The organism is Collinsella sp. CLA-ER-H6 (assembly GCF_040092305.1).
GTDB lineage: Bacteria > Actinomycetota > Coriobacteriia > Coriobacteriales > Coriobacteriaceae > Collinsella.
This window is the reverse complement of record NZ_JBBNLS010000002.1, coordinates 1-24,905: the sequence shown is the minus strand read 5'-3', so window position 1 is coordinate 24,905 and position 24,905 is coordinate 1. Positions and strand designations below refer to the sequence as shown.

Annotated in this window: 20 protein-coding genes; 12 read left to right on the top strand and 8 right to left on the bottom strand. The window is 60.3% G+C overall.

What is annotated here, in order from left to right; all coding sequences use genetic code 11:
- Positions 1-40 precede the first annotated feature (40 nt).
- Entirely contained in the window at positions 41-1,237 is a 1,197-nt protein-coding gene (locus AAAX77_RS00915; RefSeq protein WP_117640528.1) for an Nramp family divalent metal transporter, read from the top strand.
- Between the two features lie 517 nt (positions 1,238-1,754).
- Here AAAX77_RS00915 and AAAX77_RS00910 read toward each other — a convergent pair.
- On the bottom strand, positions 1,755-3,971 hold the full coding sequence (locus tag AAAX77_RS00910) for an acyltransferase family protein (RefSeq protein ID WP_349104311.1): 2,217 nt from the start codon (positions 3,969-3,971) through the stop codon (positions 1,755-1,757).
- A gap of 187 nt (positions 3,972-4,158) precedes the next feature.
- Here AAAX77_RS00910 and AAAX77_RS00905 point away from each other — a divergent pair, with 187 nt between their 5' ends.
- The 8 genes from AAAX77_RS00905 to AAAX77_RS00870 all read left to right on the top strand — a co-directional run bounded on the left by AAAX77_RS00905 (position 4,159) and on the right by AAAX77_RS00870 (position 11,680).
- Positions 4,159-5,154: a ribokinase gene (locus AAAX77_RS00905; RefSeq protein ID WP_349104309.1), complete on the top strand. Its 996-nt coding sequence runs from the start codon at positions 4,159-4,161 to the stop codon at positions 5,152-5,154.
- A gap of 4 nt (positions 5,155-5,158) precedes the next feature.
- The gene (locus AAAX77_RS00900) at positions 5,159-6,133 is read left to right on the top strand and encodes a nucleoside hydrolase (RefSeq protein WP_349104307.1); all 975 of its coding nucleotides are present in this window, start codon (positions 5,159-5,161) and stop codon (positions 6,131-6,133) included.
- A 102-nt stretch (positions 6,134-6,235) separates the two neighbouring features.
- The gene (locus tag AAAX77_RS00895) at positions 6,236-6,724 is read left to right on the top strand and encodes an S-ribosylhomocysteine lyase (protein WP_195521906.1); all 489 of its coding nucleotides are present in this window, start codon (positions 6,236-6,238) and stop codon (positions 6,722-6,724) included.
- A gap of 144 nt (positions 6,725-6,868) precedes the next feature.
- Positions 6,869-7,513, top strand: coding sequence for a DUF4867 family protein (locus tag AAAX77_RS00890; protein ID WP_349104305.1), 645 nt, complete (start codon positions 6,869-6,871; stop codon positions 7,511-7,513).
- Positions 7,514-7,766: 253 nt separating this feature from the next.
- A complete protein-coding gene (locus tag AAAX77_RS00885; protein WP_349104303.1) occupies positions 7,767-9,389 on the top strand; it encodes a histidine kinase N-terminal 7TM domain-containing protein in 1,623 nt (540 codons plus the stop codon).
- On the top strand, positions 9,322-9,567 hold the full coding sequence (locus AAAX77_RS00880) for a hypothetical protein (protein ID WP_349104301.1): 246 nt from the start codon (positions 9,322-9,324) through the stop codon (positions 9,565-9,567). Before AAAX77_RS00885 ends, AAAX77_RS00880 begins: the two co-directional genes overlap by 68 nt.
- 2 nt (positions 9,568-9,569) lie before the next feature.
- On the top strand, positions 9,570-11,063 hold the full coding sequence (locus AAAX77_RS00875) for an ATP-binding protein (RefSeq protein WP_349104443.1): 1,494 nt from the start codon (positions 9,570-9,572) through the stop codon (positions 11,061-11,063).
- Positions 11,060-11,680 carry a response regulator transcription factor gene (locus AAAX77_RS00870; RefSeq protein WP_349104299.1) on the top strand — a complete coding sequence of 207 codons (621 nt, stop codon included), beginning with the start codon at positions 11,060-11,062 and terminating at the stop codon, positions 11,678-11,680. The genes AAAX77_RS00875 and AAAX77_RS00870 overlap by 4 nt, the downstream gene beginning before the upstream one ends.
- 108 nt (positions 11,681-11,788) lie before the next feature.
- Here the strand turns inward: AAAX77_RS00870 and AAAX77_RS00865 are convergent, their stop codons facing one another.
- The 5 genes from AAAX77_RS00865 to AAAX77_RS00845 all read right to left on the bottom strand — a co-directional run bounded on the left by AAAX77_RS00865 (position 11,789) and on the right by AAAX77_RS00845 (position 17,228).
- The gene (locus AAAX77_RS00865) at positions 11,789-12,631 is read right to left on the bottom strand and encodes a hypothetical protein (RefSeq protein WP_349104297.1); all 843 of its coding nucleotides are present in this window, start codon (positions 12,629-12,631) and stop codon (positions 11,789-11,791) included.
- A gap of 80 nt (positions 12,632-12,711) precedes the next feature.
- A complete protein-coding gene (locus AAAX77_RS00860; protein ID WP_349104295.1) occupies positions 12,712-13,953 on the bottom strand; it encodes an SPFH domain-containing protein in 1,242 nt (413 codons plus the stop codon).
- 48 nt (positions 13,954-14,001) lie between these two features.
- Positions 14,002-15,324, bottom strand: a complete 1,323-nt coding sequence (locus AAAX77_RS00855) for a hypothetical protein (RefSeq protein WP_349104293.1) — start codon at positions 15,322-15,324, stop codon at positions 14,002-14,004.
- Positions 15,325-15,348: 24 nt separating this feature from the next.
- On the bottom strand, positions 15,349-16,086 hold the full coding sequence (locus AAAX77_RS00850) for a DUF4428 domain-containing protein (RefSeq protein ID WP_055310636.1): 738 nt from the start codon (positions 16,084-16,086) through the stop codon (positions 15,349-15,351).
- 380 nt (positions 16,087-16,466) lie between these two features.
- Positions 16,467-17,228, bottom strand: coding sequence for a hypothetical protein (locus AAAX77_RS00845; RefSeq protein ID WP_349104292.1), 762 nt, complete (start codon positions 17,226-17,228; stop codon positions 16,467-16,469).
- A gap of 151 nt (positions 17,229-17,379) precedes the next feature.
- Here AAAX77_RS00845 and AAAX77_RS00840 point away from each other — a divergent pair, with 151 nt between their 5' ends.
- Positions 17,380-18,018: a LuxR C-terminal-related transcriptional regulator gene (locus tag AAAX77_RS00840; RefSeq protein WP_349104290.1), complete on the top strand. Its 639-nt coding sequence runs from the start codon at positions 17,380-17,382 to the stop codon at positions 18,016-18,018.
- A 181-nt stretch (positions 18,019-18,199) separates the two neighbouring features.
- Here the strand turns inward: AAAX77_RS00840 and mgtA are convergent, their stop codons facing one another.
- Positions 18,200-20,968 (bottom strand): magnesium-translocating P-type ATPase, encoded by a 2,769-nt coding sequence (gene mgtA / locus AAAX77_RS00835; protein WP_349104288.1) that lies wholly within the window; start codon positions 20,966-20,968, stop codon positions 18,200-18,202.
- 437 nt (positions 20,969-21,405) lie between these two features.
- On the opposite strand from mgtA, the gene pyrE reads away from it, so the two are divergent.
- Positions 21,406-22,086 carry an orotate phosphoribosyltransferase gene (pyrE, locus tag AAAX77_RS00830; RefSeq protein WP_349104286.1) on the top strand — a complete coding sequence of 227 codons (681 nt, stop codon included), beginning with the start codon at positions 21,406-21,408 and terminating at the stop codon, positions 22,084-22,086.
- A 353-nt stretch (positions 22,087-22,439) separates the two neighbouring features.
- Here pyrE and AAAX77_RS00825 read toward each other — a convergent pair whose 3' ends face one another.
- Positions 22,440-23,612 (bottom strand): Fic family protein, encoded by a 1,173-nt coding sequence (locus AAAX77_RS00825; RefSeq protein WP_349104284.1) that lies wholly within the window; start codon positions 23,610-23,612, stop codon positions 22,440-22,442.
- A 574-nt stretch (positions 23,613-24,186) separates the two neighbouring features.
- Between AAAX77_RS00825 and AAAX77_RS00820 the strand changes: the two genes are divergently transcribed.
- Positions 24,187-24,723, top strand: a complete 537-nt coding sequence (locus tag AAAX77_RS00820) for a PTS glucose transporter subunit IIA (RefSeq protein WP_055285321.1) — start codon at positions 24,187-24,189, stop codon at positions 24,721-24,723.
- Positions 24,724-24,905 lie beyond the last annotated feature (182 nt).

Sequence of the window (24,905 nt, the reverse complement as noted above, 5' to 3'; positions counted from 1 at the left end):
CACCAAGCAAAAGCTGACCATCGCGGCCATCTTTGGCGCCATGGGCCCCGGTCTTCTGGCGGCGCTTTCGGGCAATGACGCTGGCGGCATCGCCACGTATTCCAGCGCGGGCGCCAGCTATGGCTATAAGATGCTCTGGATGCTTCCCGTCATGACCGTGCTGCTTATCGTGACGCAGGAGACCGCGGCGCGCTGCGGATGCGTCACGGGTAAGGGCCTGGCGTCGCTCATTCGCGAACGCTTTGGCGTGCGCAAGAGTGTACTTGCTATGGCGGCGCTGTTGATCGCCAACACGGCTGTGACCATTTCGGAGTTTGCGGGCATCGCCAGCGGCCTTGCTCTCTTTGGCGTGCCGGCGAGCATCTCGGTGCCGTTGGTGGCGCTGCTGGTGTGGATGCTTACCATGTCGGGTAGTTTCCAGCGCATCGAGAAGATTTTGCTGCTGGTGAGCTGCGTGTTCGTGACCTATATCGTCGCCGCGTTTATGGCTGGCCCCAACTGGGGTGAGGTCGCGGTCGACCTGGTCGTGCCTAACATTCAAAATGACCCCAGCTACGTGTCGCTCGTGGTCGCAACGATCGGTACCACCATCGCGCCGTGGATGATCTTCTTGGCGCAGAACAACGTGGTCGATAAGAACGCGGGCGAGGACGACATCGTGCTGCAGCGTATCGATACCGTGAGCGGCTCGATCGCTGCTGATATCATTGCGGGCTTTATTATCATCACGACCGGTACGGTGTTGTTCCCGGCGGGCATTCAGATTAGCGATGCTGCCGATGCTGCCCGTGCGCTGGAGCCTATTGCGGGTCAGTGGTCCACGGTACTGTTTGCCTCGGGCCTGGTCGCGGCGAGCTTCTTGGCCGCCTGCGTGCTGCCGGGCGTTACGTCGAGCGCTATCTGCGAGGCATTTGGCTGGGAGCGCGGTGCCGACCGCAGCTGGGACGAGGCCCCGGTCTATCGCGGCATCATTACGGCCATCATCGGCATTTCTGCCGTGTTGGTGCTTATGCCTGGCGTCGATCTGTTCCAGATTATGATGACCTCGCAGGTCATCAATGGCGTGCTACTGCCCGTGGTTCTGGTGTTCCAGGTGGTTATCGCCGCCGACCGTCACATCATGGGTGCCAACCGCAATGGCCGCGTGTGGAACGTGCTCACTTGGGCGACTATCGCCGTGATTACGGTGCTGACAGTCGTCATGTTTGTGCTGCAAGCGATGGGCTACAGCGCTTAACGCCCACTTTTGCTTCCGAACAGGCCGCAGCGATGGGCTGCGGCCTGTTTTTTGTCTGCTATAGGGTGTTAGTTATATAGCAATGGACAAAAAATGCCAAATATGAGTACTGTTGCTAAGTGAATAGCATTTACATCCTAAAAGATAATGAACATAGCCTTTAGTATGTTCATTAAAATTGGCTCCAATACGCCTTAAACCAGTCAGGTTGGCTGCTTTAGGGGGTTGTAGGGGTCGCTCGGACGTCATTTTGGGTGGTTTTGCCTGCTACTAAAATGGTAACAGTACTCATATTTGCCCTTTTTTGCCCACAGACCTTTGAGGGTGCGGCGAAAAGGGCTTGTTTTGATTGTTTGGGGCAGGCACGAGGCGCGGAAACGATGTCTGGAGCGACGGAGCGGCCTGGAATTCATCCGTAGAGGTCTTCATTGGCTGCGCCAGGAGTGTCCCTAACTGCCGGAGGGGGTGTCTGCCGTGGCAGACACCCCCTCCGGATGTGGGAAGTTTGCGCTGCAGGTTACTTGTCGGTGCCCAGCTTGTGCGGCTTGAGAGCGAGCGCATTGACGAGTGCGTCGGTGGCAGACTTGACGGCTGCCGGCTGCGGATCGTTGACGTGATCCTCGGGATGCACGGGCAGGTCCTTCTTGACGGCATCGTGGATCAAGTTGAGGTACTCAGTCACGCCAGTGGTCGATAGGTGCGTGCCATCGCCATCGAACAGGTCGTTGCGGTTGGCGCTGTATCCGTACCAGTCGATAACGCGCACGTTCTTGTAGCGCGTAACGGCGTTGGCGATGGCCTGGTTGGTAGAGCCAACCCACGGCTGCGGACTGCGCGTGTTCACAAACACCACAATACGCTTATCTCCTGCATCGGCCATGATGGCGTCGATTTGGTCATCCGTTACCAAACCGTTGGTGCCCAGCGCAAAGACCACGATCTTGCCGGCAAGGTTCTGCTGGATATAGCCCTCAAATGTCGCGCGGCCCGCATCGAACTGGCGGCCCTTTTCGGCATCGATATGGCTGTGCGGGAACACGCCGTCAAAGGAATCAACGGCGCGCAGCGACACGGAGTCACCGATCATCAACAGGTCGTAGGAGCCGTCGGGGAAGCCGTCGTTGTCCTTGTCGGTGTCGTCGGCCGCCTGCTGGTCGGTGGGTGCGGCGTTCTTGGCTTCCTTGTTCAGAACTTCGGCGCCCTCGCCGCTCAGCGCAGACGTCTCGGGCACAAAGATCAGGCCGCCCAGTGCAACGACCAACACGACAGCGCAGGCTGCACAGGCAGGGACGTGCGCGCGCACCCAGTTGGCGGGCGTGGCGGTGCCGTCGCGGAACTCGGATACGGTGCGCCCAAAGGCGCCCTTTCTAAACGGCGTCTCGATAAAGCGATATGAGCATTCGGCCACGGCGACCACCAACAGCACCTGCAAAATGTACTGCCACCACGGTGTATCGTTGATGTTGGCGACCGGGTTCATGAGCAACAGCAGGGGATAGTGCCACAGGTAGATGCTGTACGAGCGCTTGCCAACCCATACGAGCGGCTCGGCGGACAGCGCGCGGGCAACCATTCCCTGGGGCTGCACGCAGGCCGCGATGACCATGAGTGTGAGGATCGAGCACAGCAGCGTGCCTCCGCGATACTGGAACGCGGTGTAGCCGTTGGTGAGCGCGACCATGGCGGCAAGGCCAACCAGACCCACGAGGCCCAACACATCGATGGATGCGGGCGAGGACCAAAAGCGCACGAGGGCGCTCGGCTGTGCCGGGCCGGTCTCGGCTGATTCGTCGGCCTTCTCGCCAGGCTTGCCCTCGGCGTTCTTGCCGTGCTTGGCGGCGCCGGCCAGGCGATTGAGCCCCAAACGACGAGCGAGACGCACCGGCGCCAGGTCGCGATCGGGGATAAAGGCCATCCAGGCACCCAGCAGCAGCGAGAACACGCGGGTGTCGGTGCCGTAGTACACGCGGCTGGGGTCGGCGGCAGGGTTGTAAAGCACCATCATGGCAAGGGCAGATACCGCGGCAAGGCCCAGAACCACGCGGCGCGTGTTGGGCTTGCTCATGTGCATGGATACCATAGCGAGCAGCAGCGGGGGCCAAACCAGGTAGAACTGTTCCTCGATGGCGAGCGACCAAAAGTGCGTAAGCGGCGAGGGATCGCCCAGGGCGTTGAAGTACGAGACGTTTTGGGCAATCTGCCACCAGTTGTTGAAGAACAGCAGCGACGGCAGGATATCGGGGCGCATCTTGGTGAGCATCACGTGGTTGAAGACGGTGCACAGCGCACAGGTCACCACCACGACGGTCACCACGGCGGGGACCAGGCGACGGATGCGGCGGATCCAGAAGCTCTTGAGGTCGATGCGGCCGGTCTTAGCGACTTCGTTGAGTAGCAGGCGTGTGATCAGATAGCCCGAAAGCACAAAGAAGATCGTGACGCCGAGCAGACCGCCCTGCGCCCACGTGAGGTTGAGGTGATAGAGCACCACCGCGACGACGGCAAGCGTGCGCAGGCCGTCAAGGGCAGGGATGTAGCGGGACTTGGGGCGAGCAGGCGTCTGCTCCGCGGCGGGAGTGTTGGCGCGACCCGCGTTGTTGGCAGAAGCGCGATGGGGGCTCGCGGTGCGTCGCGGCTCGTTGGCACGGCGTTCGCTCTTCACGCGTTCGTGCGGCGCCGGCTCGTTGCCTGTGCGGCGTCGACCGCGCGAGCCCGATTGCGAGAGTTGTTCCATAAAACATCATCCAATGACGAGAATAATCAGCACGCCTTCATTGTAGCTGCCTGCTCCTGTGAATGCTTGCTGCTGGCGCAAGCTCAAGCGCGCGTCCACATCAAAGTGAACTAAAGTTATAGGGGGTGCGAGAGTGCACGATCGACGGCCGGCGGTGGGCATAAGGCCCGCAGATGAGGAGGTTTCCATGGCAGATCGCGGCATCGTTGCGGTGTTCGGCAGCATGAACATGGACCTTTCGGTGGCGTGCGAGCGCATACCGCGTGCGGGCGAGACCGTCGGCGGCAGCGGGTTTATCACCAACGCCGGCGGCAAGGGCGCCAATCAGGCTGTAGCTGCCGCGCGTATGGGCGCGTGCACGCACATGATCGGCGCGGTCGGTCGCGACGCGTTCGGCGCGTCGCTCGTGGTGGGGCTCCAAGACGCCGGCGTGGACTGTGACTTTGTAGTGCATCGCGATGACGTGGAGACGGGAACGGCGACCATCATTCGCTGCGAGGGCGACAACCGCATCATACTGTCACCGGGCGCCAACCATGCGCTTGCGGGCGCGGACGTTGCCTGCGCGTTGAGGCGTCTGGTGGCCCATGAGCTCGACGACGACGCCAGCGAGATTGCCCCGGCTGCCGGAAGCGTCTTTATCGCCCAGGGTGAATGTGACCTTGCGGCGACGGCCGAGGCGCTTGTTTGTGCTCACGAGCTGGGGTTCTATACGGTCTTTAATCCAGCGCCTGCCTGCGAGCTGCCTGCGGAGGTCTGGCCTGCGGTCGACCTGGTCTGCCCCAACGAGACCGAGTGCCAGGTTCTGACGGGCATTCTGCCCACGGATGATGCAAGCTGCGTCGCGGCGCTCAATGCGCTGCTCGACAAGGGTGCCGGGGCTGCGGTCATCACGTTGGGCGGTGCCGGCTCGGTTACGCTCGGCGATGGCGGTGAGCTGCTGCGCATGCCGGCACTTTCGAGTACGGTAGTCGATACCACGGCCGCCGGCGATACGTTTATCGGCGCGTTGGCGGCGGCTCGCCTAGAGGGCCTGCCGCTCTTTGAGTGCATGGCCGCGGGCGCTCGCGCCTCGGCGGTGACGGTGTCGCGCCTGGGCGCTCAGCAATCGATTCCCACGCGCGCCGAAGTTGAGCGCGTGTTTGATTTAGACGATTTAGTACAAGACGGAGAAGCGGAGTAGAACAATGGCAATCAAGAAGCTGATCCTTGATCTGGATATGGGTGTTGACGATGCGATGGCGCTGGCCTATGCCATCGCGAGCCCCGAGGTGGAGCTCGTGGGCATCACCACGTGCTTTGGTAACGTGCGCGTCGAGCAATCGGCGCACAATTGCCTGGCGGTGCTCGATCTGCTGGGTCGCCCCGAGGTTCCGGTGTACCTGGGTGCCGACCGTCCTCTGCAGGCGACTGAGCCCTATACGCCGCCGGCGTCCACCGCGCTCATTCACGGCAAGAACGGCATCGGCGGCGCGAGCGTGCCCGCGTCGCCCTACGAGCCGGTGGGGGCGACCTCGGCCGACGGCAACGCTGCGGTCGATTATCTGATCGATGCCGCGCGCACCTATGGTCCCGATCTGGTCTACGTGGCGACTGGCCCGCTCTCCAACCTGGCGCTCGCCCTGGAGCGCGATGCGGCGGCGACGATGTCCATCGGCCGCGTGGTCGTGATGGGCGGCGCCCTTACCGTGCCCGGCAACGTGAGCGCGGGCGCCGAGGCCAATATGGCGAGCGACCCCGAGGCAGCCGACGCGGTGCTGCGCTCGGGCCGTAAGCTCACCATGGTGGGTCTGGACGTGACGCATCGCGTGGTGCTCACACGCCGCGACATTGCCGGCTGGACGGGCTCGGGCACCATGGCGGGCTGCGCATTTGCGAGCATGGTCGAGCACTACATTGGCTCGTACGAGATGAACGCACCCTACCTGGGTGGTTGTGCGCTGCACGATCCGCTGGCCGTTGCCGTGGCGATCGACCCCACGCTCGTAGGTGCGCTCGGCTGCAACCTGCGTGTTGATCTGCTGGGCGAGTACCGCGGTCGCACCATCTGCGATGAGCGCCGCCTGTCCGATCCGGACAAGAGCACGCTTGTGGCACTGACCGTGGATGCTCCGCGCTTCCTGTCCGAGTTCAAGACGCGTATGGCCCGCGTCCTGGGCTAAGTTGTCTTTTTGGGACGGGGCTTTTTTGACTGTTATGATTGGTGCGACCATTCGAACCAGCTAAAAGAGCCCGTCCCAAATTGACTACCGAGAGGATCTGCCATGGAGCGCATTGCGAGCTTTTCCGTTGACCATCTGTTGCTTGAGCCCGGCGTGTATGTGAGCCGCATCGACCGCGATCCGGCGACCGGGGCCGCCGTCACCACCTTTGACCTGCGTCTGACCACGCCCAACAAGGAGCCGGTCATGAACACGGCCGAGTGCCACACCATCGAGCACCTGGGCGCGACGTTCCTTCGCAATCATGCCGAGTGGTCGGGCCGCATTGTCTACTTTGGCCCCATGGGCTGCCGCACGGGCTTTTACCTCGTCGTATTTGGCGAGGTGACGAGCGAGGAGATCCTGCCGCTCGTGCGTGAGCTGTTCGAGTTTGTCGCCGACTTTGAGGGCGATGTCCCCGGTGCCGCTCCCGAGGAGTGCGGCAACTACCTGGACCAGAACCTTCCCATGGCCAACTGGCTTGCGCGCCGCTACCTCGACCGCGACCTGGCCGATATCGACGAGAAGCACCTGCACTATCAGCAGGCATAAGGGCTTTATCGTCCAAAACGCGCGCATTGGGCGCCTTCGCTTATGCGGGGGCGCCTTTTTGTTGATTGGTCGGGGCGAGCGTTCAAAATCGCTCATGTTTGTTCTAGAATGTTCGTATAGTCACATTTACGAACAGGAGTGAACATGCATATCTACTCTGTCAACGATCCCGAGTTCAAATCCTATGGCAACGTTTGGGATAACGTTTCGTCCGAGCTCACGTCGCCCGTGCTCGAGGCGCTCTCTGCCACGCCCATTCCCGAGGGCAGCAAGTACGTAGCAAGCGCGCCGGAGCTCGAGGACGTCAAGGATGCCGACAAGCTTGGCTTTCTCATGTTTGGTGGCCGTCCCTTCCAGCTCGGCTGGTGCAACGGCCACAATACACGACTCAACTGCCTGGAGTATCACCGCGCGAGCGAATTCAACCTGGGCGCTCGCGACTTTATCCTGCTCGTGGCGCATCGCTGGGAGATCGAGGACGGCAAGCTCGACACCGCGTGCGTCAAGGCGTTTCGCGTGCCGGCGGGTACGGTCGTCGAAGTCTTCAACACCACGCTCCACTACACGCCGTGCATGGTCGACGACGGTGGCTTCCAGGTGATGGTGGCGCTGCCCGCCGGCACCAACGGCCCGCGCCCCGAGGTCGCGGCCGACATGCCTGCGGCCGGCGACAGCTACTGCTACTGGAAGGCCGACAAGTGGGTCCTCTGCCATGCCGACAGCCCCAAGGCAGCCGAAGGCGGCTACGTAGGCCTCATCGGCAAAAATCTCGACATCACCGTGGACTAGCGCATCGCCCCAAACCACCACAAAGGTGCCTGTCTCCTTTGCGGTGGTTTGGGGCGGGCGGATATCGGGAAGTGCCAGACGGGGGAGGCTGCCGGGCGCCTTGCCGTCTGCGGATTTTGGGACATGCGGCCCGCTTTTTCGACCCATCTGTCGGTACACTAAAAGCACTATGGGTACCCGCGAGCGACATATCGGCCACGCGGCCGCCCGGACCGCACCGGCTGCGGATCCCAGGGGCGGCAGGCTCTTCGCCATGCCGCGATTCCTTGTTGGCATAACACATCAGGTGTACCGCCACCGCGTCTTTGCTATCGCCGGCGCCATCACCGCGCTGTTCCTCATGCTTTTGGCAGTCTTGCCGGCGCTGTTCGCCTTCGACCCCAAACTTTCTAACGCCGTGCCCGCCTATAGCGAGGTGTCCGAAGAGGTCGTGGATGCGCTCGCCCACTCGAGCTCTCTCCCGCTGCTTGTCGCCGCAATTATATTTTCGATCTGGGGCGTATCGGTCTATCTGCGCTGTTTGGACTATGTGCTGCGCCGCCGCCTTGTTGCCGTCGCCACCATCTGCGCCCTGTGGATGATCGAAGTCGTTCTCAAGTACAAGTCGTTCACGCCGTTCTATGCCACCGTGCTGTGGTACCTGTACTACGTGCCCATGACACTCATTCCGCTGCTCTACCAGTTGTGTGGTCTGCGCCTTGCGGGCCTGGAGCAACACCGCCTGGGTCGCCGCTACTGCGCTGCGCTGTGGATTGTGGCTATCCTGCTTATCGGATTTGTGCTCACCAACGATTTTCACCAGCAGGTCTTCCACTTTGACCGTACAAGCGACACCTGGAGCAACGATTACGCGTACGGCTGGGGTTATTTCGCCGTCCTCGTGTGGACGGCCTTTAACTTTGTGGCCTTTTTTATCCTGGTGGGCCGGTCCTCGTCCTTTCGCATCCAACGTTTCTCGGGCACGGCGGCGCTCGTGCTGCTGGGCGGCGCGTTCTTTGCCATCTCATATGCGTTGCGCGTGCCCTGGGCATGGAGGCTCAACTTCTCGCTCATCTATTGCGTCTTGTGCGTGGTGGCGATGGAAATCTGTCTCGATTGCGGTGTCGTTCCGTCATATCACGACATCGCCGGCATTTTCGACACCTTGCCGCTTGACCTCAAAGTTCTAACGCGCGACCTGCAGGAAGTCTATGCCACGCCAGTGTCAAAGCCAATGCCGGTAGGCGTGCGCGAGGAGTTGCGGACCCAGGCGCACAGCCGCGCCCATGCCTTTGCCGTGGCGTCCGATCCCGATGTGATGCACCGTGCCTTTCCACTGCTGGGCGGATCGGCCCTGCTTGCCCAAGACGTGTCGGATCTCAACGAGCTTAACCGTGAACTGGCACATCGTCGTATGGAGCTGCAGCGTCAAAATGAGCTGCTCGCCGCCGACTACGACCTTAAGACGCACCTGGCAGACCAAGAGGCCGAGACCTTGCTGGTCCAAGACGTGGACCAGGCGCTTGCCCGCGCGCTCGAAGGGATGTACGACCTGCTGAGCTCGCTGCCGCCGTTGACCGATGAATCGTCTTCGCACGAGCGTTACCGCATGCTGCAGCGCGCCAAGATGCTCGTCGCCTATTGCAAGCGCAAGGGGTCGCTCACGTTGGCACAGCACGGGGAGAGCGGTTTTGATCGCGACCGCATTCAGCTCATTGCCAACGAGCTCGCAAGCGACCTGCGCACCATCGATATCGATTGCGCTTCGATTATCGCCATACGGCGCCCGATGCACGCCAGTACGGTAAGCGCCCTGTACGACTGCGTGTATGACTTTGCGTTTTTTTGCCTACACCACCGACCATCCGGCGCTTATGTATCACTTGGGCGATCATGACCGATGCAGTGTCGAGCTGCGTGCCGCGCTTTTTTCCAACGATGATGCAGATCTTTCGCAGACGCCCGCTGCGCAAGAGCTCGAAAGCGCTCTGCAAGGGCGCAACGTGGCATACCGCCTTGAGGGCGAGCCCGGCCAGCTGCGCATGATCGTCTTGATGCCGAGGGCGGGTGAGTGACGATGCAGATTTCGCTCATTCTTCCCCAAATCGTTGCGCTCGATGTTGTCTTTGCCCTGGCTGCGTGTCTGCAGACGATCCACGTCCCGCTCATCGCATCGCGCCGCTCGTCCTATAACCGTAAGGTGATTTGTGCCTACGAGGCGAGCCTCGTGGTTCACCTGGTGGTTTCGGCGCTTATCCTGTTCGCGTCGTCTGGCTCGTATCTGGTGGCGCCGCTTTATGTTTGCGCCAGGGCAATGGGCGGAGCGCTGTGGCTCAATGTCGCAATCTTTGCCTATGGCGTGGTGCTTATGGTGCGCTATCGTCGCCCCGTCATGCTGGTCGAGCTGCTGCTTGTTGTCGCCGTTACACCGCCGGTGGTTTTTGCCATGGGCTCGGCGTGGACCGTTGTCCTTATCGCAGAGGGAGCGTTTTTCCTGTTCCGTTCCATCGCGGCGCTCTTGATGGATGTCCGCAACCGCCAGGAGGATATCACCATGTTCTCGACGATCGAGACCATCAACGTGATTCCCGTGGGCATCCTGTATCTGGACCCGAGGGGCCGTCCGCTGCTCATGAACCGCTGCATGCGAAAAAACCTGGTGGAGCTTCATATGCCCACCGACCTAGGCGATATGAGCGGAACATGGAACGACCTGCGCAAACTCAGCATGCAAATGCCCGAAAGCAGCCAGAACCGCGTGCGCATTAATCTGGACCGCTTTGGTGAGGCGCGCGTTGTGGTCGAGGTTTCTCCCGCCGAGATTCGCTTGTTCGTGCACGATGACGTTATGGTTTCGGGCCGCCTCTTCGAGCGCATTATCGGCCTGGATGTAACAGAGTATGCGCATGCTCATGATCGTCTGGCGCAAGCCAACCACCTGCTTGAGCTTGCGGGCCAAGAGCTCCAAGCCCAGATCGAAGAAGTCAAAAAAGTTGCTGACAATGCGGCCTATCTGCGTATGCGCGCTCGCGTGCACGATGTGATCGGGCAGCGCCTGTCCATCCTCCATCGTTATCTGGAGGAGGGGCGCCTGGATGACGAGTCACTCGAGCAGATCGACCCGCTGCTGCGCTCAATCGCTGCCGATCTGCGCAGCGGGGGCGACACCGAACCGGCAGAGCAACTGGGCGATATCGTCCATGCCTTTGGCCTGGTGAGTGTGCAGATCGATGTTGAGGGTGCGCTGCCTGAGGACGCGCGTGTCGCCGCCGCATTTTTGCAGATTATCCGCGAGGCCTCGACCAATGCCACCAAGCATGCACAGGCGCATCGGGTCCACGTGCGTCTGTGGCAGGAGACGTCGGAAGACGGCGCTGTTGCGCGGATGACCGTTTCTAACGACGGCGCGCCTGCACCCGTATCGTATCGCGAGGGAACGGGTATCCCAGGTATGAGGCATGTCGCACAGAATCTGGGCGGCAGCCTGGAAGTCCACACCGCCCCGCCCTTCACGCTTACGGTGTCCATCCCGCTCGCCTCCAACGCCACGGTCCAAAGGAGAAGTTCATGATCCGCGTCCTTATAGTCGAAGACCAGGCCATCCTGCGCGAGAGCCTCGCGCGCTCCGTCGGTGACCAGCCCGATATGACCGTCGTCGCCGCGATCGCCGATGCCTCCGAGGCCTTGGGTGTCGCGCTCAAGGAGCGCCCAGACATGATACTGATGGATGTGTGCACCGAGCACGATTCCAACGGCATCGTGGCGGCGGCGCACATCAAAGAACAACTGCCCGAGTGCCGCGTCATTATCATGACGGGTATGCCCGAGATCACCTTTGTGGACCAGGCACGCGAGGCGGGCGTCGACAGCTTTGTGTACAAGAACGTCGGTATCGACGAGCTTTTCGCCGTGATGCGCTCCACGCTGGCGGGTTACTGCACGTTTCCCAAGCCGCCCGAGAGCATCTTCTCGGGCACGGCGGCCCTCGACGATGTCGAGCTGTCGATCTTGCGCCTTGCCTGCGAGGGCAAAAGTCGTCGCGAGATCGCGGCCGAGCTGTTTATGAGCGAGGGCACCATCAAACGCCGCATCTCGGAGATTCTCAACAAGACCGGCTACGACAACATCATGCGCTTGGCCGTGCGCGCAGTAACGGAGGGCAGCATCGTTCCCAACATGGAGCGCTAGCGCTCGTTACGCATCGACATAAAGCGACGGGGCCGCAGGATCAACTCCTGCGGCCCCGCCTGGTGTGCGCGGATGTGTCCGCCAATCCGCGACTGTCGTGGTCTGCCGTTACGCGATGGTTGCGCTGTAGGAGGCGACGTCCTCGTAGGAATCGGTCAGGTAGGCGTCGATGCCGATGGTCGTATTGACGAGGTCGTCAAGGCTGTCAAGCTCGCCGCTCGAGAACGTGAATTCCTCGGTGGCGTTGGTGCCGGGCATCAGGTGAGCCGAGAACCAGGGTTCCTTCATGGTGCCGTTGACGTTGGTCTTGCCGGAAGGAGCGTAGAAGGTCAGGTCCTTGTCGCTCTTGTTGGTGATGTTGACGACAAAGCCGATGTCGCCCCAGTCGTCCTTGAACTTCTCGGTGATGGTGATGGTGCACAGATCGTCATCGGCGACGGTGACGGCGGGGGAGATTTCGGCACTCTGGACATCGTCGTCTTCGACGGCCTCATCGATCTCCTCTTCCTTCTCGGCCGCCTCGCGATCCTTCTTCACCGTACCGGACAGGTCCTTGTCGGACTTGGTAAAGACAAGATTGCCGTCATCTTCTTCGAGAATGAGTTTGCCGTCCTTGAGCTTCATGTCATGCGACTCGTCTTCGGCGGTGATGGTTACGGTGGTGGCGTCCTTTGCCTCCCATTTAAGGTCGACGACTTCAAGGAACAGGTCGAGGGCGCCTGTACCGTCCTCATCGAGAATCAGGACGCAGTGGACACCCCAATCCTCGAGCATCTTCATGTACTCATCGGTCAGCTCTTCGCCCTCCAGGGTTCCACCCGAGAGTTCCCAGCTGCCGACGAAGTTGGCCTTGGGGTCTTTGCCGCCGCCGCTGCAGCCCGTCAGGGCAAAGGCGAGCGCCAGGACGCATGTCAGAAATGCGAGTACGGACTTTTTGAACGTTGTCTTCATGGTGTCCTCCTTCATCGAACGAAACCCATAGAAGCAAATGCGGGGGTGGCGGATCCCCCGCCAATTACCAGATAAAGGGGTTAGGGCCGGGGCGTTCCGCAGTTGCTGCAGAACTTGCCGCCGTTTTCGCTGCCGCAGTTGGGGCAGAACCACTTGGCCGGTGCCGGGGCGGGTGCGGGACTGCCGCACTCGGAGCAGAACTTGCCGGTGTTGGTGGCGCCGCAGTTGCAGGTCCACGTGCCGGCGGCTGGCGCGGCGGTGGGAGCCGGTGCGGGAGCGGGTGCCGGAGCCGGCTGCGGGGCGGCCTGCTGCTGTGCCTGGCCGGCGGCGAACAGCTGACTGGCGTTCATGCCGCCCATGCCACCTGCCATGCCCATGCCCATAAAGCCGGCCATTGCGCCGTTGGGGTTGGCGGCTGCCGCGCGCATCGCATCGCTCTGGGCGCTGGCAATGTTGGCTGCCGCCATGGTGGGATCGCGCATGACCGCGGCTTTCTGCAGGTCCTTGATCATCTGCTCGTCCTCTTGCGAGGCGGCGATGGAGTTGACGCCAAAGCTCACGATCTCGACGCCGCGCAGGTCACGCCAGTCGGCAGAGAGGACCTCGTTGAGCGCGCGAGCGAGCTCGGTGGTGTGGCCGGGGATGGCGCTGTAGCGGATGCCCATCTCCGAGATCTTGGCAAAGGCGGGCTGCAGGGCGGTGAGCAGCTCGGACTTAAGCTGACTGTCGATCTTGTCGCGCGTGTAGCTATCGGTCACGTTGCCGCATACGTTGGTGTAGAACAGCAGCGGGTTGGTGATGCGGTACGAATACTCGCCGTTGCAGCGCACGGAGATGTCGACGTCCAGGCCAATGTTGTTATCGACCACGCGGAAGGGCACGGGCGAGGCAGTGCCGTACTTGTTGCCGATGATCTCCTTGGTGTTGATGAAGTAGACGCGCTGGTCCTTGCCTGCATCGCCGCCAAAGGTAAAACGGCTGCCGATATTGGCGAAGGTCTCCTTGATGGAATCGCCCAGGTTGCCGCTAAAGACGCTCGGCTCGCTGCCGGTGTCGAAGACGAACTCACCGGGCTCCAGCGCGACTTCGATGATCTTGCCGTTTTGCACCACGAGCATGCCTTGTCCGTCGTTGACGGCGATGACCGAGCCGTTGGAGATGACGTTGTCCTCGCCGCGCGTGTTGGAGCTGCGGCCACCGGTACGTTTGCTGCCCTTGCAGGCCAAGACGTCAGCAGGCATCGATTCGCAGTAGATAAATTCCTTCCACTGGTCGGCCATGACGCCGCCGGCAGCTCCCAATCCAGCTTTCAAGAGTCCCATGGTGATCTTCCTTTCTTGTCAAAGGCCGGGTGGTATTGGTTGGATTGCTTAGTCGTCCTTGTCGTCTTTCATGACAACGGTGGTCTCGGTGTGGCTGAAGGTGTCGTGTTTCTCGGTCAGGTCGAGCTCGCCACAATACTCATCGGCACAGGTTGCTTCGTTGGCCGTCTTGAGCTGGCCTACCAGTAGCACGTCTCCGATAATCACGATGATCAGCGGCGCGATGATATTGATGAGGATGCCCTCGATATCAAAGGTGAGGTAATCCGGATCGAAGGCGTATTCCCCCATAAAGAGAATCTGGGAGAGGATAAATCCGATCATAAAGAACAGCACCGAGGCGATGACGAGCTTGGGCTTGGAGCAGGGGAGCTCGCCGACCAAGCGGCCGGTCTGGCCGTTCATGGCAAACAGGTAGCTCTTGCCGTTCCACGAGGTGGAGAGCATCCAGACGGGGAACAGGGCGTAGTCGCTGTCTTCCCAGGTGTAGTCGAGCTGCTTGCTTTCGACCGTGGCATCGTCGTATTCGTCGACGACGGTCTCGCGCAGGGCCGAGATTGTGCTTTCTTCCATACGGCGCTCGGCGCGCGCCTTGCAGGTCTCGCAGTCCTCGTCGTAACGGTTGGCGATGTAGCCGGGCATATATGCGACCGAGAACGGACGCAGTGCGTCGTAGTCAAACGGCTCGATGGCGTCCATGTGGCCGTCGGGCATCTTGGATGATCCGTCGACGGGCACGCGCTTAAACGAGATATTGCCCTTGCGATAGGCATCGTAGTGGTCGGTGGTCGTGACGGTGCGGTCGGATTCCTCGGTCACGGTCTCGTTGGTCGCGTCAAAGTACACTTCGCCGTCAACGCGGGCGCCGTAGAGCCAAAACGGCACGTAGACACCTTGGACCTCGTCGATGTGGTTGCCGGTGACAAAGCTCTTGGGCAGCAAGATCTTGCCCTTGTAGTGTTCCTTGAGTGCGGCCGTGACGTCATCGCGCCCGAGCTTAAACGGAATCACCAGGTCGGGCGAGAAGTCGCCAGAGAGCTGGCCGGGCGCCACGGCGGAGTTGCCGCAGTACGGGCAGGTGGTGACGGCGACGGTGCCGTCGGACACGAGCTCGGCGCCGCACGACGAGCAGATGTAGCCGGCGTTTTGGGCGAGTTCCTGCACCGCGTCGTCGGCGACGGGCTTGGGCGTTGCGGCTGCTGCATCGGCTTTGGCATCTGCCTTGTCCTGGCGCTCGCGATAGAGGGCCTCGATTTCTTCGACTTCAAAACGAGAATCGCAGTAGTCGCAGACGAGCTTTTGCTCGGCACTGGCAAAGTGAAGGGGGCCGCCACACGCGGGGCATTGATAGTTGATGCTCTCAAAGGCCATGATCGGTCCTTTCGCTGCCGGAGGCTATGCGCCGATGGCGCCGCCGCAGTATTCGCAGCGCCCGCTGGCATCGGGAATGGTGGTGGCTCCGCAGAAGGGGCAGGTCACCGCGGTCTTGGGGGCTTTGGCGGCCACGACGCTGTCGCGCGTCTCCTGGCGCAGCTGCACCAGCGCATCGCGGACTTCGGTTGCCTGGCGCTTGGCCTCGCGATATTCGATGGAGCCGCGCTGATCGATGGTGGAGTCGTTCACGCGCAGGTTGATCTCGGTAAAGTACGGCGTGTTGACGTGGATGGTCAGATTAAAGTCGTAATCCAGGTCGTAGCGCGGCGGGTTGTAGCTCTCGCGCTCGCCGTCCTTGGTCTCGCGATAGATCTCGGTGCGTTGCTCGTCGATATCCATATCGCAGCCGAGTACCTGCGAGAACTCGATGATGTCGGGATTGGCGTCGCGCCAGCGGCTCTGCGAAGTGATGATCAGCAGGCCCGCGTCCTCATCGAGCATAATATTGGTGCGCCCGGCAGAAAGCGTGCGCGTGGGGTTGAACGAAGACAGGCGTTCGGCGTTGGCCTCGCGGTAGGCGAGTTGCTCACGGATATCGTCCGCGGTGCTGGAGCGATAGCCGTGAAAGTAGGGGGAGAGCTTGCCGGCGCACTCTTTGCACAGGTAGCCTTCATTGATTTTTGTCTTACCTAGAAGTCCCAGCTCGGTACCGCAAATCGCGCACTCTTTCTTCTCGAACATCTTGTCAAAGAAGCCCATGGCTGCCTCCCATCAACAGGTAGCGTGTGTCACTTTTGATGATGGGGGAGTGTGCGATTCTTCGCGATACCCAGACGGCTCAAGGAGTCTCCACAACTGGGACACATGGCCCATTTTTGACTAGTCGTTGGGGACGTTCTCAAACGACTAGTCGCGGGGGACACTCTTCGGCCACTCATTGGGGACGTACTTAAATGAGTGGCAGCTGGGACACTCCTGGCCGAGCTAGAGGCCGCGCGTGTCCCTTCTGGTCCATGAGGCTCAAAACCGCGGTGTGACGTGAACGGCTGGGGTCAAATTTGCAGCATTTCGAGCTCGGCTTCGATATTGAGACTGGTTCTTTATTAAAATAGATTTCCAGACAATTGAGCGGCTGGGGGTTAACCATGAGGGACATAGGAGACACAACCGCATATCTGCGTCGGGGCATTCGGGAGATTATATGCCTGGCGCTGTTCTTCTTCACGTTTTTGGCGTGCGAGTATCTCTTTGATGTGCGCATGGCCGAGTTCGTGTCTCCGAACGAGGTCGTTATTTATGAGAGCCTTGTCCTCGGCGCGAGCGTGATTGGCTTTTTTGTGCGTCCCATTCTGTATTATCACCGTCCCCATGCCATCGACGCAACGAGTGACGTCACGGGCGTTTTGCTGGTGGCGGCATTGCTGCTGTTGATTATGGCGGTTCAGGTTGAGGTAATAATTGCCGGCGGTTTGGTGGCGTGCTGTGCGCTGGGCTACTGCGGATCGACTGCCCACGCAAACTTTGCGCGGCGCTTTGCGCGAACGCCTTGCTTGGCGCGCGCCGCCGCACTTTCTTACGCCATGGGCGTTCTGGTGCAGGTCCTCAACCACATGGTGATGCCTGTCGGTATTCCTCAGCAGGCTGTTCTGGTCGTTTGTGCGATCGTGCAGGTGGCGTTGCTCCACGGTGCCCGACGCGCCAAACTGCGCGACGAGTCCGATCCCAACTTTGAACCCAGCGTTGCCGGACTTTCGGTAGATGCTTTGGAATATGGCGCCAAGTGGCAAGACGATCCCAAGGCAAAGGCGGCATTCCGCCGCGCCGTAGTTCGCCTGACCGTGGCGACGGTGTATCTTTCCGGCGTATTCGCCGCTCTCAACGCGGGCCTCACGACCTTGCATGCTGTCGGAGCCGTTGATTTGGGTGACTGGCCGCGCCTGCTGCTTGTCGTGAGCTCGTTGGCCGCCGGCGTCCTATTTGACCTGCGCGGCCGTTCGTATATGAATATCGGCATGACATGCGCCGCCATGTTGTCTACGCTTTCGTTTTTTTGTGCTCATCGTCGAGGGCAATGGCGGCAACGAGCTTGCTGCCACGATCATCTTTTATCTGGGCTCGGGCTTCTTTGTGGTGTTCTTTACCACAAAATTCGCCGCCATCTCGCTCTATGCGCGCTGGTCATATTTTTGGCCGTGCATGGGCCGCGTCGTCAACAACGTGTGCTCGATGCTCGTGACGGCGCCGGCAGTGGCGATTATTTTGAGTCAAAACGTGCTGGCTGCAGTCGGCGCGGCGCTCGTGATGTTTGTGGGTATTGCGATTACGCTGCTGGGGCAGTTGGGGCAACGAGCCGATGATGCCGCGATGCGGGACGAGCTGGCGCCTGCCACCGATGATCTTGGTGGGGATCTTGCGCCCACATGCTCCGACCCCGAGCCCGTGGAGGCAGCGGAGCTCACGTCCGATGAACGCCTTGATGCCTTCGTCGCCACCTTTGGGCTTACAGAGCGCGAGCGCGATATTCTTGAGGTCTTGGTCGTTTCGGACCAGAGCGTTCAGGACATCGCCACAACGCTCTTTCTTTCGCGCTCCACGCTCTATCGCCACATTTCTTCGATCAACAAAAAGGCCGGTACCGCCTCGCGCGTGGCCCTCATCAACTTCTTCTGGTCCTGGACGCCCAAGGACTAGCTAATCCTCCAATAAGTTGCGGTGGAATAGTCCCTAAATTAAAGTCACGGGGCTTTAAACAGGAACTATTTCACCGCAACTGCTGGGGGGATAGACTGCGGCGGCGGCAGAGGCAACGGCAGCGGCGTTGGCAGCTGTGGTAGTGGCAACGGCAGCTGGCAGGGTGTTTTCCGTCTACTTGCTACAGCAGCTCGCCGTGGCGGGCAATGTAGCGGCGCTTCGCCAGCTGGGTGAGCGCGATATAGGCGGTAACGATGCCAATGAGCAGCCCAAAAAAGCTCGTGGGCAGTGCCATGAGGCCGAGCGCATCGGCGATGGGGCTTGCCGGCAGCCAGGTGACGAGCGCCAGGCCCAGCACGGTAAGAACGCACAATGCGGGCGCGGCGTGGTCGCGCGGGCTCGGCAGATGCGGGGAGCGCAACATGTGGACCACGAGTGTCTGCGACCACATGGACTCGACAAACCAGCCGCTCTGGAAGAGCGCAGCAAAGGTCGCCATACCCGCGACGTCGCCCGCGGTGGCAAGCTCGGACCAGCTTGCGTCCACGGCGGCGGGGCACACGACAAAGAAGAGCGCGGCGAAGGTCACGATGTCAAACAGCGAGCTCACGGGGCCCAGCTCGAGCATAAAGCCCTTGATGGACGCGGCGTCCCAGGCACGCGGGCGGGCAGTCCAGGCGTCATCGACGGTGTCCCACGGCAGTGCGATGCACACGATCTCGTAGACCAGCGACAGCAGTACCAGCTGCAGGGCGCTCATGGGCAAAAACGGCAAGAACAGGCTCGCGACGGTCACGGACAGCACATTGCCAAAGTTGGAGCTCACCGTGGTCTTGAGGTACTTGAGCAGGTTGCCGTAAGTGCGGCGGCCTTCGATGATGCCGCGCTCGAGCACGCCCAGGTCCTTCTGAAGCAAGATGATATCGGCGGATTCCTTGGCAATATCGACGGCCGAATCGACCGAGATGCCGCAATCGCTCGCACGCATGGCGGCGGCGTCGTTGATGCCGTCGCCCATAAAGCCCACGGTGTGGCCGAGCATCTCGCGCATGACACGTACCAGGCGCGCCTTCTGCAGCGGCGAGAGCTTGGCGAAGAGGTGGGTTTTCTCGGCGCGCTTGGCAAGTTCGGCGTCATCGAGCGCATCGATCTCGGAGCCGAGCAAGACGTTGCTCGCATCGATACCAATCTGCTCGCAGACGGTGGCGGCGACGCGGTCGTTGTCGCCGGTTAGGACCTTGACCGCCACGCCCTTGGCCTCGAGGGTGGCGACGGCGCCCGCGGCACTTGCTTTGGGCGGATCGAGGAAGGCCAAAAAGCCCATCAGCACCATGTCGCACTCGTCGGCGATGCCAAACTCGCCCACGCAGCGCGGATTGGTCTTCTGCGCCACGGCAATTACGCGTAGGCCCTCGGCGTTAAGTCCGGCGATCTGCTTGCGAATCTGGGCGAGCTTCTCGTCGGTGAGCGGCTGAGCGATGCCATCGATCTCGACAAAGGAGCAGATCTCGAGCATTTCCTCGGCAGCGCCCTTGGTAACCATCTGGGTTTTGCCTTGGGCGTCGGCGACAACTACGCTCAGGCGACGGCGCGAGAAATCGAAGGGAACCTCGTCGACCTTGGTGTAGCGGTCGCGCAGGCTCTGGCCCAGCATGGAATCGGGTGCGACGGTCGAGGGCGTCACATCGGCACGGTCGATTACGGCCAGGTCGATAAGATTTTTGAGGCCGGTCTGGAAGAAGCTGTTCAAAAACGCATGGCGCAGCACGCGCGCGTCCTCGTTGCCATCGGTGTTGAGGTAGCGCTCGAGCACGATGCGGTCTTCGGTGAGGGTGCCGGTCTTGTCGCAGCACAGGACGTCCATCGCTCCGAGGTTTTGAATCGCCGGCAGCTCCTTGACGATAACCTGGCGACGGGCGAGGTCCTTGGCGCCCTGCGACAGGCTCGTGGTCACGATGACGGGAAGCATCTGCGGCGTGATGCCCACGGCCACGCTCGTGGCGAACAGCAGCGCGTCGATGACGTTGCCCTTGGTGGCGGCGTTGATGGCAAAGACGGCCGGCGCCATAACGAGCATCAGGCGCACCAGCAGCATGGAGACGCTCGAGACGCCGCGGTCAAACGCGCTTTTTTCGCCGCGCCCGTTGAGCATCTTGGCGATGCCGCCCAGGTAGGTGTCCGAGCCGGTGGCAACGACAAGCGCCATGGCGGCGCCGTTTTGCACGGAGGTGCCGGTAAAGACGATGTTCTTGCAGGCAGAGAGTGGCAGTGCGGAGCCGTCGGCGCCCTCGACGACGGTGACGGCGGTGGTCTTCTCGACGGCCTCGCTCTCGCCGGTGAGTGCGGACTCGATCACAAACAGGTCGCGCGCGGTGATGATGCGGGCATCTGCCGGCACCATATCGCCGGCAGAGAGACGGATTACATCGCCGGGGACGAGCTCGTCGAAGGGGATCTCGATGCGCTCGCCGTCGCGCAGGGCGGTGCAAGTGTTGGAGACCAGGTCCTTGAGGGCCTCGGCCGCATTGCCGCTGCGGGCTTCCTGGATAAACTTCATGCCGCCCGATACCAGCAGCATGGTGCCGATGACGATGACCGTGGAGGGGTCGCGCTGCGGTTCGGGCACGGCGAGCACGTCGATGTAGAGCGAGACCAGTGCGAGCGCGGCGAGGATGCCGGCGAAGGGATCGATGAACGCGTCGGCGATGCGGCGGGCGAGCGTTTTGGTCGTTGCCTCGATGGTGTTGGGGCCGACGGCGTTCAGGCGCTCAGTTGCCTGCTCGACGGTGAGGCCGTTTGCCGTGGCGTCAAGCAGTACGAGGGCGTCCTCGGCACTATGGGTGGCGGCGAATATGGTGTTCTTGGACAGGCCGGTATGAGCGGCAGGGCGCGCCGTGCGGCGGCGCTTGGAGATGGCTTCGAGTACCGTGACGGTTTTGAGCATCAGCATAGGGTCCTCCTTGTTGAGGGGAGTTAGCGTACGTGTCGTATTTGCTTCAAAAAACCTAGATGTCGCTCACGTCAAGCTCTTGAGCCCACAAAGGGTGCAGCGCGCCTTTGCGGTGGTTTTGGCGATCTGCCGGTGGCGTTTATGCGTGTGCGGAGTCCTCGCGGCGTGCCGAGGGCGACATGCAGGTTTTTCGACTAGGACTGCCTTCCATGGCACACCTCCTAAAGGCTGAGCGCAGCGCGCTTTGGGTATCTCGTACCCCTTTTTAATCCGCCCGTATTCTTGATGAGGGGGTTTGACATGTCAACCCCATTGTTCGGAAAACCATTCCCCCTGACAAAGCCTTTACAGAATGCCGTGGCCCCAAAGCGCGCCCGCATCGACGCTTCGCCTGCGCTAAACTGGAAGGCACGTACGCGATTACGAGAGGAGCCCGCATGGAGGCTTACAAGCAAGAGTTCATCAAGTTCATGGTCGAGTCCGACGTTCTTAAGTTTGGCAGCTTTACGCTCAAGAGCGGCCGTCAGTCCCCGTTCTTTATGAACGCCGGCGCTTATGTGACGGGCTATCAGCTCAAGAAGCTGGGCGAGTATTACGCCCAGGCCATCCACGATAACTTTGGCGACGACTTTGATGTGCTGTTTGGGCCGGCCTACAAGGGTATTCCGCTGGCCGTCGTGACCGCAATTGCCTACCACGAGCTGTATGGCAAAGAGGTCAAGTACTGCTGCGACCGCAAGGAGGCCAAGGACCACGGTGCCGACAAGGGCAACCTGTTGGGCTACGAGCCCCAGGACGGCGACCGCGTGGTCATGGTCGAGGACGTCACCACCAGCGGCAAGTCCATCGACGAGACCTATCCCAAGGTTAAGGCCGCTGCCGATGTCGAGATCAAGGGCCTGATCGTGTCTCTCAACCGCATGGAGGTCGGCAAGGGCGGCGTGACCACCGCTCAGAAGGAGATCGAGGCTAAGTACGGTTTCCCCGTCGCGAGCATCGTTTCCATGGCCGAGGTCGTCGAGACTCTCTACAACCACGAGATCGACGGCAAGGTCGTCATCGATGACGAGCTCAAGACCGCCATCGACGCCTACTACGAGAAGTACGGAGCACGTTAGTTACGGCGTTTTACCAAACGCCGTAACTGCTCGACGCTGCGCGGGCCGCATTTGGACAATCTGACGTTCAACTTCAAGGGCGCGACCAGAAGGTCAGCGCCCTTTCGTTTCACGTCACCTTGTCTCAAATGCGACCCGCTCGCTGTCCGTTCTCTACCTGCGGCGTCGTCTTGCTCCGAATGCGGCTCGCTCGCTGTCGTTGCCGAAACATCGGCGTTGCCGGACTAGTCATTGGGGACGTTCATAAATGACTACTCAGGAATGAGCGTGGATAATCTCCCGTTTTTGGCCTGTGTGCGGGCTCAAAGTGGGAGATTATCCGCGCTCGCTTTAATTTGCTTGGGCTGCGATGCCTATCTAATCGGCTCGGCGTCTTCCCTGAGAATCGAAAGATACTCTTCATACCCGTACTGCCGGTATCTCTGTCTTGACTCGTCGAGCGGACGGAGGATACCCAATTCTTCAAATGATTTGACGAGCGAGCTCGCGGTACTCCTGCCGATATCGAGTTGGGCAGCGATGAATGCGGTGTCGACGATGGGGTGCTCTTCAAGAATGCCCAACAGCCTTTGCCCGTTTGCAGCGGTCCTTCCGAGATTTTCGGTAATGGTTGCTGTGGAACGGTTATGGAGGTCAACAAGGTTTTTTAAAGACCCTACCGAGTCCTTCGCACTCTCGAGAAGACTGTTGCAGAAAAACTCTATCCATTCCTCGTAAGTGCCTCTCTCCCTTACGGATGTGAGTTGCCGGTAGTACTCGCTTCGATTTTTCTTGAACTGGAACGATGGATAGAACAAGCAAGAATGAAGAACGCCATCATTGATGAGCATAAGTGTAATGAGAAGCCTGCCCAGGCGACCGTTTCCGTCTAGGAATGGATGGGCAGTTTCAAATTGGTAATGGACGAGCGCCGCCCGCACAATCGGATCCATTTCGACTTGAGGCTCATTGATAAAGCGTTCGAGGTCCTGGAGCGTGTTGCTCAAATCTTCAATGTTTGGAGGGACAAACGATGCGGTTGCAATGGTGCAGCCTGAGGGGCCAATCCAGTTTTGTGAGGAGCGCAGCTCGCCTGGATTCTTCTCCGTTCCGCGCGCTCCGTCCAGCAGGACCGCATGAACTTGCCTAAGAAGTCTCGTGCACAAGGGCATCTTTTTGAGCAGTTCTACGCCGCGGTCGACAGCACGGACGTAATTCACGACGTCTGCGACATCTTTATGATGGAGTTGTGTTTGCGATGGACTAAGTAGGTCGTCAAACGTGCACTGGGTTCCCTCAATTTGCGAAGAAAGGAGTGCTTCTTTGCGCATGTACATTGTCAGATACATGTCGGCGTTGGGAACAAAGTAGAGCATGCCTTCAAGCTCTCCAAGCTTTCGTGAGCATGCGGAAAGCGTGCGATAGGTTTCCTCGGTGAGGTTTAGCTGCCTCAATGATTGCAAGGGCGTTGGAAAAAACGAATAGTAAGCCAATTTCCCCGATAGATTATTGCGGAGCGTTCCCTGGCCGTTCTCCTCGATTTGCATCGCGCCCTCCATATCTTTAGTGCCGGAAACTCGTTATTAGGCTAATCATATCAATTCTAATAACGAGTTTAAGGATTAAATAGTTATTAGAATTGATGTAAACAATCTAATGATGAGAAGTCGTTATTACTTGACCATGGAGCTCGGCTTGGTACAAGGGGGTTATCCAAAATGAGAGCGGATAATCTCCCGTTTTGGCTCGGTGACGGCCTCAAAGTGGGAGATTATCCACGTTCGCTAGTTAAGCATCCAAAAATCCACACTCGCCAAACCTACCAAAAAGGACAGGTTTATTTTGGCACGCTTCGGTCGGTGTCAGGAAGTGTTAGGGACAAGGCGGCGACAGGACTCGAGAGCGAAAAGAAGTGCCGGGTTTGGCGCGCCCGCTTCTGCCCGTCCCGTGCGCGGGCGATACTCGGCTTATCGATCCGCGATGCAAAGGAGACGCTCATTCCACGAGCGCTACCGGGAAGGGCTCGCGATTCGAGTCCCCACCTTAGCATTTGAACCATTTGGCACTATAATTACCGTAGGCATGCGCACAACGTTGCGCTTAATCAAGAGGAGAAAACGTATGGGTCTGTTTGACATGTTCAAGAAGAAGGCTGAGCCCGCGGCTGCCGCTGCTCCGGCCTCCATCTCTGCTTCTGCTGGCGCCGACGTGCTGTGCTCGCCCGTCAAGGGCAAGGTCATCAAGATGGCCGACGTGCCCGATCCCGTCTTTGGTGGCGAGGTTCTGGGCAAGGGCTGTGCCGTGTGGCCCGAGGACGATCTGGTCTACGCTCCCTGCGACGGTAAGGTGACCGTCACCATGGGTCACGCCGTGGGTCTGCAGTCCGATAGCGGCATCGAGGTTCTGGTGCACGTTGGCGTCGATACCGTCAACATGAACGGTGACGGCTTCGAGGGCTTCGTCAAGGCTGACGACGTCGTGAAGGCCGGTCAGCCCATCCTCAAGATCGACCGCGCCAAGATTGCCGCCGCCGGTTACAAGGACTGCGTCGTCGTGGCCGTGTCCAACACCGCCGAGTTTGCCGATGTCGAACTCGCCGTCGAGGCCGACTCCGCTGTCGCCGCCGGTGACGCCATCGTTAAGGTCGTCCGCAAGTAAATTGCGGCATCCAAAGGATGTGCAAGGGTGGTCGGGTTTTCCGGCCACTTTTTTATTCAAGACTTTAGTCCGCTGGCCGCGCAGCGGCCAGCTTTAAACCACCCGCTACGCGGGTGGAGACAAACGGCTTTACAAAGCCACCCCTCCGACCGATATTGACGATTGTTCAGGCCGTCAAGAAT

Bases quoted from the DNA above. Each gene is read 5' to 3' on its own strand.
- AAAX77_RS00870 (WP_349104299.1), top strand. From the start codon at position 11,060: ATGATCCGCGTCCTTATAGTCGAAGACCAGGCCATCCTGCGCGAGAGC.
- AAAX77_RS00845 (WP_349104292.1), bottom strand. From the start codon at position 17,228: ATGCAAGGTCGTGAGGCCCGCGTTGAGAGCGGCGAATACGCCGGAAAG.
- AAAX77_RS00825 (WP_349104284.1), bottom strand. From the start codon at position 23,612: ATGCAAATCGAGGAGAACGGCCAGGGAACGCTCCGCAATAATCTATCG.
- AAAX77_RS00895 (WP_195521906.1), top strand. From the start codon at position 6,236: ATGGAGCGCATTGCGAGCTTTTCCGTTGACCATCTGTTGCTTGAGCCC.
- AAAX77_RS00850 (WP_055310636.1), bottom strand. From the start codon at position 16,086: ATGGGCTTCTTTGACAAGATGTTCGAGAAGAAAGAGTGCGCGATTTGC.
- AAAX77_RS00885 (WP_349104303.1), top strand. From the start codon at position 7,767: ATGCCGCGATTCCTTGTTGGCATAACACATCAGGTGTACCGCCACCGC.
- AAAX77_RS00880 (WP_349104301.1), top strand. From the start codon at position 9,322: ATGACTTTGCGTTTTTTTGCCTACACCACCGACCATCCGGCGCTTATG.
- pyrE (WP_349104286.1), top strand. From the start codon at position 21,406: ATGGAGGCTTACAAGCAAGAGTTCATCAAGTTCATGGTCGAGTCCGAC.
- AAAX77_RS00905 (WP_349104309.1), top strand. From the start codon at position 4,159: ATGGCAGATCGCGGCATCGTTGCGGTGTTCGGCAGCATGAACATGGAC.
- AAAX77_RS00915 (WP_117640528.1), top strand. From the start codon at position 41: ATGGGCCCCGGTCTTCTGGCGGCGCTTTCGGGCAATGACGCTGGCGGC.
- mgtA (WP_349104288.1), bottom strand. From the start codon at position 20,968: ATGCTGATGCTCAAAACCGTCACGGTACTCGAAGCCATCTCCAAGCGC.
- AAAX77_RS00855 (WP_349104293.1), bottom strand. From the start codon at position 15,324: ATGGCCTTTGAGAGCATCAACTATCAATGCCCCGCGTGTGGCGGCCCC.
- AAAX77_RS00860 (WP_349104295.1), bottom strand. From the start codon at position 13,953: ATGGGACTCTTGAAAGCTGGATTGGGAGCTGCCGGCGGCGTCATGGCC.
- AAAX77_RS00875 (WP_349104443.1), top strand. From the start codon at position 9,570: ATGCAGATTTCGCTCATTCTTCCCCAAATCGTTGCGCTCGATGTTGTC.
- AAAX77_RS00820 (WP_055285321.1), top strand. From the start codon at position 24,187: ATGGGTCTGTTTGACATGTTCAAGAAGAAGGCTGAGCCCGCGGCTGCC.
- AAAX77_RS00865 (WP_349104297.1), bottom strand. From the start codon at position 12,631: ATGAAGACAACGTTCAAAAAGTCCGTACTCGCATTTCTGACATGCGTC.
- AAAX77_RS00890 (WP_349104305.1), top strand. From the start codon at position 6,869: ATGCATATCTACTCTGTCAACGATCCCGAGTTCAAATCCTATGGCAAC.
- AAAX77_RS00900 (WP_349104307.1), top strand. From the start codon at position 5,159: ATGGCAATCAAGAAGCTGATCCTTGATCTGGATATGGGTGTTGACGAT.
- AAAX77_RS00910 (WP_349104311.1), bottom strand. From the start codon at position 3,971: ATGGAACAACTCTCGCAATCGGGCTCGCGCGGTCGACGCCGCACAGGC.